The 12,533-nt window shown below is 71.9% G+C and carries 14 protein-coding genes; 12 read left to right on the top strand and 2 right to left on the bottom strand.

Annotated elements, in window-relative coordinates:
* Positions 1–7: 7 nt before the first annotated feature.
* Complete coding sequence (locus Apa02nite_RS00895) at positions 8–556, top strand: hypothetical protein (protein WP_239164027.1); 549 nt, start codon at positions 8–10, stop codon at positions 554–556.
* Between the two features lie 14 nt (positions 557–570).
* Positions 571–936 (top strand): Mth938-like domain-containing protein, encoded by a 366-nt coding sequence (locus Apa02nite_RS00890; RefSeq protein WP_203823370.1) that lies wholly within the window; start codon positions 571–573, stop codon positions 934–936.
* A 21-nt stretch (positions 937–957) separates the two neighbouring features.
* Here the strand turns inward: Apa02nite_RS00890 and Apa02nite_RS00885 are convergent, their stop codons facing one another.
* Complete coding sequence (locus Apa02nite_RS00885; protein WP_203823369.1) at positions 958–1,434, bottom strand: Imm63 family immunity protein; 477 nt, start codon at positions 1,432–1,434, stop codon at positions 958–960.
* 57 nt (positions 1,435–1,491) lie between these two features.
* Here Apa02nite_RS00885 and Apa02nite_RS00880 point away from each other — a divergent pair, with 57 nt between their 5' ends.
* Positions 1,492–1,833: an L-rhamnose mutarotase gene (locus tag Apa02nite_RS00880; RefSeq protein WP_067686076.1), complete on the top strand. Its 342-nt coding sequence runs from the start codon at positions 1,492–1,494 to the stop codon at positions 1,831–1,833.
* Between the two features lie 127 nt (positions 1,834–1,960).
* Here the strand turns inward: Apa02nite_RS00880 and Apa02nite_RS00875 are convergent, their stop codons facing one another.
* The gene (locus Apa02nite_RS00875; RefSeq protein ID WP_203823368.1) at positions 1,961–2,518 is read right to left on the bottom strand and encodes a TetR/AcrR family transcriptional regulator; all 558 of its coding nucleotides are present in this window, start codon (positions 2,516–2,518) and stop codon (positions 1,961–1,963) included.
* A gap of 203 nt (positions 2,519–2,721) precedes the next feature.
* On the opposite strand from Apa02nite_RS00875, the gene Apa02nite_RS00870 reads away from it, so the two are divergent.
* From Apa02nite_RS00870 to Apa02nite_RS00830, 9 genes are all read left to right on the top strand, one after another.
* The gene (locus Apa02nite_RS00870) at positions 2,722–3,789 is read left to right on the top strand and encodes a hypothetical protein (RefSeq protein WP_203823367.1); all 1,068 of its coding nucleotides are present in this window, start codon (positions 2,722–2,724) and stop codon (positions 3,787–3,789) included.
* Positions 3,786–4,694 (top strand): hypothetical protein, encoded by a 909-nt coding sequence (locus tag Apa02nite_RS00865; protein WP_203823366.1) that lies wholly within the window; start codon positions 3,786–3,788, stop codon positions 4,692–4,694. The genes Apa02nite_RS00870 and Apa02nite_RS00865 overlap by 4 nt, the downstream gene beginning before the upstream one ends.
* Before the next feature lie 82 nt (positions 4,695–4,776).
* On the top strand, positions 4,777–5,442 hold the full coding sequence (locus tag Apa02nite_RS00860; protein ID WP_203823365.1) for a hypothetical protein: 666 nt from the start codon (positions 4,777–4,779) through the stop codon (positions 5,440–5,442).
* Positions 5,439–6,683: a hypothetical protein gene (locus Apa02nite_RS00855; RefSeq protein ID WP_203823364.1), complete on the top strand. Its 1,245-nt coding sequence runs from the start codon at positions 5,439–5,441 to the stop codon at positions 6,681–6,683. Before Apa02nite_RS00860 ends, Apa02nite_RS00855 begins: the two co-directional genes overlap by 4 nt.
* Before the next feature lie 75 nt (positions 6,684–6,758).
* Positions 6,759–7,403 carry a transcriptional repressor LexA gene (lexA, locus tag Apa02nite_RS00850; RefSeq protein WP_067686063.1) on the top strand — a complete coding sequence of 215 codons (645 nt, stop codon included), beginning with the start codon at positions 6,759–6,761 and terminating at the stop codon, positions 7,401–7,403.
* A 630-nt stretch (positions 7,404–8,033) separates the two neighbouring features.
* On the top strand, positions 8,034–9,116 hold the full coding sequence (locus tag Apa02nite_RS00845) for an MFS transporter (protein ID WP_239164026.1): 1,083 nt from the start codon (positions 8,034–8,036) through the stop codon (positions 9,114–9,116).
* A gap of 627 nt (positions 9,117–9,743) precedes the next feature.
* Positions 9,744–10,445: a DedA family protein gene (locus Apa02nite_RS00840; protein ID WP_203823362.1), complete on the top strand. Its 702-nt coding sequence runs from the start codon at positions 9,744–9,746 to the stop codon at positions 10,443–10,445.
* A 170-nt stretch (positions 10,446–10,615) separates the two neighbouring features.
* The gene (locus tag Apa02nite_RS00835) at positions 10,616–10,921 is read left to right on the top strand and encodes a hypothetical protein (RefSeq protein WP_157441104.1); all 306 of its coding nucleotides are present in this window, start codon (positions 10,616–10,618) and stop codon (positions 10,919–10,921) included.
* A 356-nt stretch (positions 10,922–11,277) separates the two neighbouring features.
* On the top strand, positions 11,278–12,420 hold the full coding sequence (locus Apa02nite_RS00830) for a DegT/DnrJ/EryC1/StrS family aminotransferase (protein WP_203823361.1): 1,143 nt from the start codon (positions 11,278–11,280) through the stop codon (positions 12,418–12,420).
* Positions 12,421–12,533 lie beyond the last annotated feature (113 nt).

Below are 12,533 nucleotides of genomic sequence, written 5' to 3'. Positions count from 1 at the left end.
GGAATCTATGGACGAGGTGGGTGGCAAGCAGCGGTTCCTCGTGATCCACGACTACGGGATGGGCGGGCTGTGGTGGTGGATCCACGCCCGGTCGGTGCGGGAGATCCGGGAGACGTTCCGCGACGTCGCGGTCGAGTCGGACGCCGAGTCGCTGGAGCGGGCCGTGCGGGACCCGGACATCGAGGAGGTGGACATCGACGCGCCGGTCATGCCGGAGGGGCTTGACGATCTGCGGGCGGAACGTGACGCGCAGCGGGGCCGGCCGGATTTCGGGGCGTTCGCCGACCGGGAGGTCGTGTACCTGCGCCGCCCCTGGGACGAGGGCGATCCGGAGCTGTACCTGATGGAGATCGGCGCCGACGGCCGGCGGCTGCGCGAGGTGCTGCTCGCCGAGGACGGTCCGTGGATCAAGAACGATGCGGAGGACTGGCCGATCAACCCGCCGGTCGTCGACCTCTACGACCCGGAGCTGGTCGGGCAGGAGGTCGGCCGGGACGAGTTCGAGGCGGCCTGGGAGCGTGCCGAGTGGGACCCGGAGCGGCAGACTCAGACGTGACGGAGGTGGGAACGATGGCGGATTCGCCGAGGATCCTCGCGGTGTCGTGGGGAAAGATGGAGATCGACGGGCTGGCGGCGGGCAAGGACTTCATGCTCTGGCCGGGCGGCGGCCGGCCGTGGGACTGGACCGAGACCGGGACCAGGCACGACCCCGGCATCCAGCCCGCCGACGTCGCGGAGCTGCTGGACCACGGCGCCACCGTGCTGGTGCTGTCCCGGGGGATGGACCTGGTGCTGCAGGTCGACCCGGCGACCCTGGAGCTGCTGCGCCAGCGGGACATCGAGGTCCACGTCGCCGAGACCACCGAGGCCGTCCAGATCTACAACAACCTGGCCGGCTCGGCCCCGGTCGGCGGGCTGTTCCACTCCACGTGCTGACCAGGGCCAGGGCGGCCAGCGTCAGACCGGTCCGGGCAGGGGCGGGATCCCGGTGTCGGGGACATCGACGAGGGTGTCGGCCAGTTCCTGGCGGCAACGCTGTGCCCAGGCCGGATTCAGCTTGTAGAGCAGGTCGAACTGCCTGATCCATCCGGTGACCCGCTGCTCCTGGCCGCGGCGCGGGTGTTCCAGCTTCCAGTTGCTCGCCAGCACGGACGTGGTGTCCTCCAGCGCCCAATAGAGGATCTCGCCCCGGTCGGCGGTCTGGCGGTGTCCGACCTCGATGTTCCGTTCGATGGCGATCCAGTGGAAGACGCCATCGTCGTCGATACCGATGAACGGGTAAGCCATGTCCCGGATCATCCCGATGTACGGCAGCTTCCCCCGGGCGCCGACAACCGCGCTCATGCGGTCGATCTCCTCGAACAGGTCCGTCAGGACCCGCGCCGGGGACCACGGCAGTCCGGGAACGTCCTTGTCGTCCACGTAGTAGATCACGCTGCGGACCCTAATCGGTGATACGTTTCATTCCGGTCCGCGCAGGGGAGGATGTTGATGGCTCACGTCTGCTTCACGCTTCAGGTCGACCCCGGCAAGCTGGACGCGTACCGGGCGGCGCACGCCGCCGTCTGGCCGGAGATGCTGAGCGCCCTGCACGCGACCGGCTGGCGGAACTACCGGTTGTTCCTGCGCCCGGACGGCCTGCTGGTCGGCACGCTGGAGACCGACGACTTCGCCGCCGCGCAGGAGGCGATGGCCCGCACCGAGGTCAATGCCCGCTGGCAGGCCGCGATGGCCGAGTTCTTCCCGGTGCTGGGCGAACTCCGCCCCGACGAGGGCATGCTCGTCCTCGACCAGATCTTCCACCTCGAGGAACAACTCACCCTCCGCGACTGAGGGTGCGGCGCCGAGAGCGGAGGGCGCGGCGTGGAGGGCGCGGGTGTGCGGCGCGGCGTGGAGGTGCGGCGCGGCGTGGAAGGCGCGGCGTGGAAGGCGCGGTGCCGGCGGCTGAGGCCGGAGCGGGTCAGCCCGCCAGCAGGTGGCACCAGGAGTCGGACAGGGTTCGCAGGCAGATGGTGCGGTCGACGGTCCAGCCGGTGCTCAGCCAGCGGCGGGCGACGTACTCGAACTGGCCGAAGGCCAGCATCGAACGGATCGGGCGGCTGGCCGCGTCGAAGCGGCCGGCCCGGTCCAGGCCCTCGTGCAGGGCGCTCGTGACCGTCTCGAACCACGTCTCCACCGTCGCCTTGATCTCCGGTTCGATCGCGGCGGCCTGGTACGCCGCCACCAGGTGAGCCCGGACCGCGCCCCACTGGTCGAACTTCCGGTTCAGCCACTGCTCGATCAGCGCCCGGTCGCCCCGCGCGACCACCTCGGCCAGCGGCGGGTCGTCGTCGGCGGTCCGGATGTCGTCGAGGTCTTCGACGAGTGCCTGCATCAGCTGCGACTTGGACGGAAAATGCAGGTAGAAGGTGGTGCGGGTGGTGCCGGCCGAGGCCGCGATCTCGTCGACGGTGGTGGCCGCGTACCCCTTGTCCTGAAAGAGCGCCAGCCCGTGGTCCAGGAGAAGTCGTCGTGTCATCAACTTCTGTGTCGCCCGTAGGTTCGCCACGGAACACACCTTATCGGTACAGATTTTAAGGAACTCCGGGAGGTGACCGTCATGCCGTCAATTGATCGTTTAGCGACTGGCGCACCATTGTGGCGGGTCGGTCCAGTATCTGATCGAGCTATGTAACACCGGCGATGTAGGTTGCTGTCGCCGGTTCTTTCAGAGGGGGAAACGTGACTACGTCCGTGGAGCGGCCGCAGCCCGTCGAGGGCACGACCGCGGGCATCGCCGCGTTCACCGCGCGGGAACGCTGGGTGCTGCTGATCGCGAGCGCCTGGCTGGTGATCGGGCTGCAGCTCGACGCGTACGCACACGCCACCACGCCGGAGCTGGAGACGTTCTGGACGCCCTGGCACGGGGTGCTGTATTCGGGCATCGCGGCGTCCGGCTTCACCCTCCTCTGGATCATGAAGTCGCGGCTGCCGGCGATCCCGACGTACCGGAGCCTGCTCGCCCTGCCCAACGCCCTGCGCATCCCGATGGGCGGCATGGCGGCGCTGCTGGTCGGCGGCGGCGTGGACACCCTCTGGCACAACATCTTCGGCATCGAGAAGAACCTCGAGATCTTCGTCAGCCCCAGCCACGAGCTGATCATCCTGGGCATGGTGCTGGTCGCCATGGGCCCGGCGCTGATGCTCGCCACCAGTCCGGGCCGCACGCTCAGTGTCGGCGGCGGGTTCCTGGTCGCGATCTCCGCGCTCTTCTCGGTGCTGCCGCTGCACATCTACTCGCTGCACGCCAGCGCGCTCGGCTTCCGCCACCTGGGCAGCGGCGACGACGACCCGCTGGTCTTCTCCACCGACGGCCAGCTGGTGCACGGCTACCTGTTCAGCACCGTGCTGCTGCTGGCCCCGATCCTGATGATCGGCCGCCGCTGGCGTCTGCCGATCGGCCTGGCGAGCGCGCTGGTCGCCATCCCCGCGCTGCTCATGCACCTGATGTTCGACTCCGAGGACGCCTGGTGGCCGCAGCTGACCGTGGCGATCGCCGCGCCGGTCGTCGAGCTGCTGCTGCGGGTGGCAAACCGGTTCGTGAAGCTGCCGGTGACCGCGCGCTGGATCGCGCTGGGCCTGCTCGCCCCGCCGATCGTGTGGGGCGCGGTGCTGGCCGTCGGGCAGAGCGTGACCGGCACGGTGGGCTGGAACGTGCACATGGTCAGCGGCCTGCTCACCTTCAGCGCGCTGACCGGTGCCGCGACGGTCCTGGTCGTCCGCAGCATCCAATACCTGCAGCCGGAGTGAACCGGCCGGCCGCCGCCCCGCTCCGGCGTCTCGCGGTGCTGACGGCGGTGGCCGCGGCGCTCGTGCTGGGCTCGGCCGGGCCGGCGGCGGCGCACGCCGGTGGCCTGGTGGCGACGGACGCGCGCAGCCGGGTGGTGACCGTCACACCGGCGATCGCCGGACTCCAAGTGGTCGCGATCGAGGACGGCGCGAAGCTGCGGCTGACGAACAACACCGGCGGCCCGGTCACGGTCAGTGGTGACGGCGGCGCCGGCACTCCGGCCACCGTTGCCTCCGGCAACGTCTTGACCTGGGCTGACTCACGGTCCGCTCCCGAGGGCAAAAACATCAAACCTGATCGTACGGCGGACTGGTCGCTGACCGTCGACGCCCGCGGCACCACGGTCACGGTCAGCGGGGTGCTGACCGGCGAGCGCCCGCCGAACCCGCTGCCCTGGTGGGCGCTGGCTATCGTGACGGCCGTGGCCGTACCCGTGATCGCTCGTCGCCTGCACCGGGCCGACCTGCTGCTGGCCGCGTCCGGTGGTGTCGCGATGGCCGCGTCGATCGTGCACGTCACCGGCTCCACGCTGGCGGTCGAGTCGGCGCCGGCCGCCGGGACGTTCCTCAGCGCGGCCGGCATCAACCTGCTGAGCTGGCCGCTGATCCTGGGCGGCGTGGTCACCGTGCTGCGCGGCCGCCCGGCCGGCCTGCTCGCGGTCTGCGCCGGCGCCGCGCTGACCGCGATCTTCGTCCTCCCGGACGTGACCTCGTTCCACCGGGCGGTGCTGCCGTTCGCCGGGCCGGCGGTGGCCGAGCGGGTGCTGGTGGTGCTGGCGCTGGGCCTGGGCGCGGGTGTCGCGGTGGCCGGCGCGTCGGTGCTGCGCACGCTGGCGCAGCGTGCCGCCGTCGAGGAACCCGCATGATGTCACCGCACACGGAAGTCTCCGGCCGGCCCGCGGGTTGTGTCCGTTACGACCCGCCGCGTGCGGTCGCGAGGGAGTGGGCATGAGGGTGCTGACCGGTCTGGTGTTGCTGGTGTCGTCGGTGTTGCTGGCCGGGCCGGCATTGCTCGGCGTCAAGACCCTGATGACCGCGGAGAGCCTGGTCTCCGGCACCGCGCTGTTCGCGGCGTTCGTGCTGGTGGTGTCGTCCGCCTCGATCGCGATCTTCGCGCAGCTCGGCGTGCTGGCACTGACCCGCCGGCGCGCGCCCGCTGGCCCGCCGTCGATGCCGATGCCGCTGGCCGGCACCCCGGTCTCCGAGGCCACGCCGGTGGAGCCGGCCGGCACCGGTCGCCGGTCGCTGCGGATCGTGCCGTTCCTGCTGGCCGCGCTCGCCCTGCTGCCCGGGTGCACGGCGGCACCGGCCGCGCAGGCCGCCACCCCGGCCGCCTGCGGGTCCGCGTCACCGGAGCAGGTGGTGGCGAACGCCGCGCTCCGCGCCGGCAAGGCCGAGCCCGCGCCGCAGCGGGTCAGTGTGCCGCTCGGCAGCCAGGTCCGGCTCGGCGTCTCGGTGGATGCCGCCGCCGACATCCACGTGCACGGCTACGACCTGGAATACCCGGTCACGCCCGGCCAGCCCACGTGCATCGTCTTCGTCGCGTCCCGGGCCGGCCTCTTCGACGTCGAGGCGCACCCCGACACGCTGCTGCTGCAGCTCGAAGTGAAGTGAGCCCCCTCGCCCACGGGGTAGGGAGCTCGTCGGATCTGCCGCTGCCGCTCGACCTGGTGTTGCAGGCCGGCGCGGCCACCGTGGTGCTGTCCTTCCTGATCGCGGCGCTGTGGTGGACCAAACCACGGCTGGGCGGCGCGACCCCGCGCTCACTGCGTACCCCCATGTGGTTGCCTGTCGTGCGCGGTGTGGTGCTTCTGCTCTCCGTCTATCTGGTCGGGAACGCGCTGGCCGGGCCGCAGGGCGCGGAAAACCCGGCGGCGCACGCGCTGTTCGTCTGGCTGTGGGTCGGGCTGGTGCCGGTCAGCGTGCTGTTCGGGCCGGTGTGGCGGGCGGTCAACCCGCTGCGCACGCTGTTCCGGCTGCTGCGGCTGCCGCGTGCCGGGGTGCGGCCGGGCACCGGGCGAGGCGGGTGGCCGGCCGCGCTGTGGCTGCTGGCCTTCGTCTGGTTCGAGCTGGTCGCGCCGCACCGGACCACCCCGGCGGTGATCGGGGGTGCCCTGCTCGGGTACGCGATCGTGCAGCTCGGGATGGCCGCGCTGCGCGGTGAGGAGTGGTTCGCCCGCGGGGACTGCTTCGAGGTGTACTCCGAGCTCGCCGGCCGGCTCAGCCCCGTGTGGTGGCGTACCCCGCTCAGCGGGCTCGCCGCGGCCGGGTCGTCGACGGCCGGGGCCGGTGCGGCCGCGTTCGTGGCGGTCTGGTGGGGCTCGACGGTGTTCGACAGCGCGTCCGGCTCGCCCGCGTGGGCCGGGTTCACCCAGCGGGCCGGGCATGGCGCGCTCTACGCGACGGCCGCGCTCGTGGTGGTCTGCGCCGGGGTGTTCGCCGCCGTACGCAGGACCGCCGGTGGCCTGGACGTGACCGCCTCGCTGATCCCGATCGCGGTCGGCTACACGCTCGCCCACTACCTGTCGCTGCTGATCGTCGAGGCGCCGCGCGGGTTCCTGCTGTTGATCCGGCAGTGGGGGCTTGCGCCGGACGCCACCTGGGACGTGGTCCCGATCCCGTCGGTGATCGCCGGTGCGCAGGTCGCCCTGATCCTGCTGGGACACGTGCTCGGCGTGATCGTCGCCCACGACGCGGCGCTGACCGCCGCCCGGCCCGTCGTACCGGCCGGCGCCGCCGTGACCGGTGTCCGCCCGGCCCGGCCGCTGCTGGTCACGCTCGCCGACGAGCTGCCGCTGGTGCTGTTCATGATCGGGTGCACCTGGGCGGGTCTGTTCCTGCTCTTCGTCCGCTGATCCACGGGGTCCCCCGAACGTGCGGATCCGGTCACGATTCGTACATCTGATCTAATCGTGGGGTAAGGTGCCGACATGAGCGTCGATGTCGGTGAGGGCGAGGATCGGCCGCGGATCTCGGCCAAGCAGGAGCGCATTCTCGCGGCGATCCGCGACTCGGTGCGCGAGCGGGGCTTCCCGCCGACGGTGCGGGAGATCGGCGCGGCCGTCGGGCTGGTCTCGCCGTCGTCGGTGGCGCACCACCTCAAGGTGCTGGAACGCCACGGTCTGCTGCGGCGCGAGCCACACGGGTCGCGGGCCGTGAACGTACGGGACAGTGCCGCGCCGGTCGCGGCCGTGAGCCATCCGGCGGTGACGATCCCGGTGCTCGGTGACATCGCGGCCGGTGCGCCGATCCTGGCCGAGGAGCACGTGACCGATCACCTCGTCGTCTCGGCCGGGATGGTCGGGCACGGCGAGCTGTTCGCGCTGAACGTCAAGGGCGACTCGATGATCGACGCGGCGATCTGCGACGGCGACGTCGTGGTGGTCCGCCGGCAGCCGGTCGCGGAGAACGGGGAGATCGTCGCCGCCATGATCGACGGTGAGGCCACGGTCAAGACGTTCCAGCGGCGCGACGGCCACGTCGAGCTGGTCCCGCAGAACCCGAACTATCCGGTGATCCCCGGCGACGACGCCGTCGTCCTCGGCAAGGTCGTCTCGGTCATCCGCCGCCTCTGAGGTTTCGCCCTGCGGCTGGTCATCAGTGGTGGCCTTGCGGCGCGCCCGCGGGTCGGGGTGGGTGACCGGGCCGAGTCCGTAGTCCTCGTCCTGGAAGACGTTCGCGTTGATCGCGCCGAGGGCGACGCCCTGCTCCTGGGCGAATTCGCGCAGCCTGGTCCAGTCGTCGACCCGCTCCCACGGGATGTGCAGCGAGACGGCGGGCGCGATCCCGGTCAGGCGGTGCACGACCGCGGCGCCGGCGACCTTCTCGAACGGGTCACGGGGGACACCCGGCTACGGGAAGACCTTGAATCGGGTGCCGGAGTGTCAACAGCCGACTCGGGTAGGGTGCACGCCGTGACCCCTCTCGACGCCATCGCCGCTGCGTACGCGGGTTGGGTCACGCCGGATCTGCCGCTCTACGGGCTCGACCACGATCGGGCCGACTTCGCGCCCTGAGCTGTCCGCTCAGCCGGTCTCCGCCACTGCCCCGCTGTCGCAGCGCGCCGCCGTGTCCGGAACCGCCCGCGTCCCCGGCCCGTTCTTCGCTCCTGGAAACGAGAAGCGCGCATGTCCGCACTCACCGCGGTGCTCCGCACCCCGTACGTCGCAAGGCTCTTGATCGCGAGTCAAACCGGACGCCTGCCCATGGCCTCAGCCCCCCTCGCTCTGCTGCTCTTCGCCCGCGAGGCGCACAGCCTCGCGATGGCCGGCCTGGTGGTCGGCGCCTACACCGCGGGGATGGCGGTCAGCGCGCCGCTGCTCGCCCGGATCGTCGACCGCTGGCGGCAACCCCCGGTGCTCTGGGGCTCCGCGCTGCTCTCCGCCGCCGGGTTCCTGCTGGTCGCGGCGGGTGAGAACGGGCTGCCGGCCACGATGACCGGCGCGGTGCTGGCCGGGCTCGGCACGCCGCCGCTGGAAGCCTGCCTGCGCGCCCTCTGGCCGGAACTGGTCAGTGCGGACCGGGTGGCCGCGGCCTACTCGCTGGACATCGCGGTTCAAGAGGTCATCTACGTGACAGGCCCGCTGGTCACCCTGCTCGCGGTGGCCGTCGCCGGCCCGCCCGCGGGTCTGATCGTGGCCGCGCTGCTGCAGCTCGCCGGGGTGGCGCTGTTCGTCTCGACCCCGCTCGTCCGCACCTGGCGCGGCGTCTCGGCGCACCGCCACTGGGCCGGTCCGCTGCGAGTGCCGCAGTTCGCGGTGATCCTGCTCGGTGTCCTCGGCGCCGGCGCGGCCATCGGCAGCCTGCCGGTCGTGGTCACCGGTTATGCGGAAGCGGCCGGCGACCGCTCGCTGAGCGGCTGGCTCCTCGCCGCCCAGGCGACCGGCGCGCTGGCCGGCGGCCTGCTCTACATGCGGGCGCGTCCCGGTGGCCCGGCCCGCCTGCCGCTGGTCACCGCGGCGCTCGCGGCCGGGTTCGTGCCGCTGCTCGCGGTGCCCGGGCCGGTCCTGATGGGAGTGCTGCTTGCGATCGCCGGGATGTCCCTGCCTCCGGTGCTGACCGCGGTGTTCCTGGCCGCCGACGAGCTGACCCCACCGGGTACGGCGGTGGAGGCGTTCGCCTGGATCATCACGGCGTTCACGGTGGGCAGCGCGGCAGGCGCGGCGATCACCGGGCCGCTGGTGGGAGAGTCCATTCGGTACGGCTTCGTCTTCGCCCCGGTGGCGGGCCTGCTGGCGGTGGTCGCGATGGTGGCGGTGTCACTGAGCCGCCGCCGGGTGCTGGTCTGAGGGCGCTCGCTCGACCCGCCGGTCGCCGTCGGCGGCCGCGGTGACTGCTCCCCGGGTGTGGTCAAGGCGGCCGTGAGCCACCGTGGGTGCTCGCTGGCCGGCCCGGCTGGTGCTGAGGGCCGTTATGGCGGGCCGATAAGGGCAGTGGTGGCCAGCTGGATTTGGTTGGCTGGGCTCGGGTGCTGTCGAGGCGGACCAGTGGTGGCTGTGGCGGCTGGCTCGGGCGGCCCGGCTGGTGCTGAGGGCCGTTATGAGGGGTCGATAAGGGCGGTGGTGGCCAGCCGGGTTCGCTCGGCTGGGTCTGGGGGCCGTTATGGCGGACCCATAACGGCCGTCTGGGCCGTCTGGGCGAGCACGGCCGTCTGGGCCAGCTGGGCGAGCACGGCCGTCTGGGCCAGCTGGGCGAGCATGGCCGGCTGGGCCAGCTGGGCGAGTTTGGCTGGGCCTGGGGCCGTTGTGGGTTGCTCGGTGTTGCCGTGCGGGTGGCGGGGGCCGGCGGTGGTGCTGTCCGGCGACTGCGGGTGGGTGGCTGGGGCGGGTGTTGTGTGGGTGATGTCTGGCGTATGTGTGGATGTCACTCCGGGGCTGCTCGCGGCTGCGAATCTCGGCACGGCGGGGGAGGTGCCGATGTCGCAGTATGTGGAGCTGCTGACGAGCGGCCGCTGGGTGCTGGTGGTGGTGCTGGCGGCGGCGATGGTCGATGTGGTGCTGCCGTTCATCCCGAGCGAGACGATCATCGTGGCGGTCGGTGTCGGGGTGGCTGAGGCCGGGCATCCGTTGCTGATCTGGGTGATGGTCGCGGCGGCCGCCGGGGTGGTGTGCGGGGACGGGCTCGCCTACCTCGTGGGGCGTCGCAGCGGCGCCGCGGTCCGGCACCGGTTGCGGCGCGGGCGCCGGGGTGCGGTGATCCACGACTGGGTGCTGGCGGTGATGCGGCGGCACGGTGGGGCGCTGATCATTTTCGGACGTTTTGTGCCGGGGGTGCGGTCGGCGGCGGCGTTCACGGCGGGGGCCGTGGGGTATCCCGGGCGGCGGTTCGTGGCTTTCACCGGGGTGGGTGCGGTGGTGTGGGCGGCGCAGAGTGCGCTGCTCGGGTATCTGGGCGGGGTGGCGTTCGCGGATCGTCCGCTGGCCGGGTTCGGGGTGGCCTGGCTCGGTGCGGGTCTCGTGACCGTGCTCGCGATGGTGGGGCAGCGGCACGCCGGGGCGCTGGGGCGCCGGCTGGGCGGGGTGGTCCGGCGGTTGATCGGCGGATCCGCCGGGGTGGCGGGTCGTGCCGGGTCGGTGGGGCGGGGTGTGGCGGAGGTCGGGGCGCAGAAGGTGCCGTGACGGGTGGAACTGTGGGTGGATAGGGCGATTGCGGTGGGTGAGAGGTGATCTCGGCCGCCGGGCCGATCTTCCGAAATTGATGGCATTTTGCGGGGATATGGTAGGTAGTTGGCGGGAAAGAGCGACCCCGGGCGTGTGTCGGGTGGGGTGGGTGCGGCTAACGTTCCCGTGTGGCTAAGGGATCAATGGCGGTGCTGGTCGCCTGTCTCGTACTCGCGTTGCACGTCGGTCTCGGGCTGCTCGCCGCGAACTGGTTGTGGAGCGGGGAGACCGATAATCCGCAGCAGTGGACGTATTTCTACGGGACCGGTGGGTGCTGCATCTCGCCGATCACCGCGTCGCTCGGCGCTTTCCTGGTGAACAATCCGCGGTTCAAGGCGGCCGGGATCGGCATGCTGGCCGGGCTCGCGCTGGCCCTCGTCGGTGCCGCGGTGGCGCTGCTGATCGGCTTCACGCCGTCCTGGGCGGGTAACTGACCGCAGGCTCCACCCGGCGGGCGGCGTCGGGTCCGAGGTGACGCCGAGGCCGGGCCGGGTAGGGGCGGGTCGGGGAGGTTTCCGGAGGTGGGCGGCTTTTCTCTGCCGTGAACGCGACCCGAGGGCGGGTGACCTCGGCGACCATCGCCCCGTCGAGGACGATCCGGCAGGTGACCTCGTCGTCCGCGGCAGGGTGGATCACGGATGATCCTCACGCGGCCCGGCTCGAAGGTGAGGGGCATTCGGCTTCCGCGCGGATCTCCGGTATCGGGCAGCGGCGCGGATTAGCATGATCAGGGAAAAGGACGTCGAGCTGTCGCCCCCCCCGTCACGCCGACTCGCCGGGTGGTGGGGGAATGATCGAAAATAGTCAGGCTGTGCTGCTGTCGGCACCCGATGTCGGGTTGCTGGAGCAGGAGTACGTGATGGCGGCGCTCCGCTCCGGCTGGATCGCCCCGGTCGGACCGGACCTCGAGGAGTTCGAGCGGGAGGTCGCCGGCCGGGTCGGTGTGCCGCACGCCGTCGCCGTCAATTCCGGCACCGCCGCGCTGCACCTGGCCCTGCTCGGTGTCGGCGCGGGCCCGGGCGATGTCGTCGTGGTGCCGACCCTGACGTTCGTGGCCACCGCCAACGCGGTCGTCTACACCGGCGCGCGGCCGGTCTTCGTGGACTGCGACGCCGGCACCGGCAACCTGGACCCCGAGGTGCTGGCCGGCCTGCTCGCCGAGTTGCGCGCGGAGGGTGCGTCGGTGCGCGCGGTGCTGGCCGTCGACCTGTTCGGGTGCTGCGCCGACTACGAACGGATCCTGCCGGTGTGCGACGGGTACGACATCCCGGTCGTCGAGGACGCCGCCGAGTCGCTCGGGTCCCGCTACCACGGACGGGCGGCGGGCTCGTTCGGCCGGGTGGCGGCGCTGTCGTTCAACGGCAACAAGATCATGACGACGTCGGGTGGTGGCATGGTGCTCACCGCCGATCCGGTGCTGGCCGCCCGGGCGCGGCACCTGGCCGGTCAGGCCCGGCTGCCCGCGGCGCACTACGAGCACGCCGAGATCGGGTACAACTATCGGCTGAGCAACCTGCTGGCCGCGCTGGGCCGGGCTCAGTTGTGCCGCCTGGACGACATGATCGAGCGGCGGCGGGCGGTGCACGACGCGTACGCGAAAGTCTTTGCGGATGTGGCAGGCGTCAGCCTGCTGGGCGACCACGATCCGGCGGCGAACCGCTGGCTCACCAGCATCGTCGTCGATCCGGACCGGGCCGGGTGGCGGGCCGGTGAGCTGGCCGCGTTTCTGGCGGCGCGGAACGTGGAAACCCGGCCGATCTTCAAACCGATGCACCTGCAGCCGCTCTACGCCGGGGCGCGGGCCGCGCTGACCGGGGCCGCGGAACGGCTGTTCCGCGACGGGCTGCTGCTGCCGAGCGGCTCGGCGCTCGTCGAGGACCAGGTCAGGCGGGTCCTCGACGCTGTCATCGAGTTCCTGGACGGCCACCGGTGAGATTCGCGATCCGCGCCATGGGCGGCCGAGCTACGAGCGGCGATATCGGAGCTGCGGGCCGCGCCGGCCGCGGGACTCGTGCCACGAGCGACCGGGCCCGAGCCGCGGGCCGC

Source organism: Actinoplanes palleronii, from assembly GCF_016862315.1.
Classification (GTDB): domain Bacteria; phylum Actinomycetota; class Actinomycetes; order Mycobacteriales; family Micromonosporaceae; genus Actinoplanes; species Actinoplanes palleronii.
Note: the sequence above shows the minus strand (reverse complement) of the source record. Positions and strands in the feature narration are given on the sequence as shown.

What these genes read in the sequence shown, in the direction of transcription:
- Apa02nite_RS00840 (WP_203823362.1), top strand. Translation starts at nt 9,744, where the DNA reads ATGTCGCAGTATGTGGAGCTGCTGACGAGCGGCCGCTGGGTGCTGGTG.
- lexA (WP_067686063.1), top strand. Translation starts at nt 6,759, where the DNA reads ATGAGCGTCGATGTCGGTGAGGGCGAGGATCGGCCGCGGATCTCGGCC.
- Apa02nite_RS00880 (WP_067686076.1), top strand. Translation starts at nt 1,492, where the DNA reads ATGGCTCACGTCTGCTTCACGCTTCAGGTCGACCCCGGCAAGCTGGAC.
- Apa02nite_RS00895 (WP_239164027.1), top strand. Translation starts at nt 8, where the DNA reads ATGGACGAGGTGGGTGGCAAGCAGCGGTTCCTCGTGATCCACGACTAC.
- Apa02nite_RS00875 (WP_203823368.1), bottom strand. Translation starts at nt 2,518, where the DNA reads ATGACACGACGACTTCTCCTGGACCACGGGCTGGCGCTCTTTCAGGAC.
- Apa02nite_RS00830 (WP_203823361.1), top strand. Translation starts at nt 11,278, where the DNA reads ATGATCGAAAATAGTCAGGCTGTGCTGCTGTCGGCACCCGATGTCGGG.
- Apa02nite_RS00860 (WP_203823365.1), top strand. Translation starts at nt 4,777, where the DNA reads ATGAGGGTGCTGACCGGTCTGGTGTTGCTGGTGTCGTCGGTGTTGCTG.
- Apa02nite_RS00845 (WP_239164026.1), top strand. Translation starts at nt 8,034, where the DNA reads ATGGCCTCAGCCCCCCTCGCTCTGCTGCTCTTCGCCCGCGAGGCGCAC.
- Apa02nite_RS00890 (WP_203823370.1), top strand. Translation starts at nt 571, where the DNA reads ATGGCGGATTCGCCGAGGATCCTCGCGGTGTCGTGGGGAAAGATGGAG.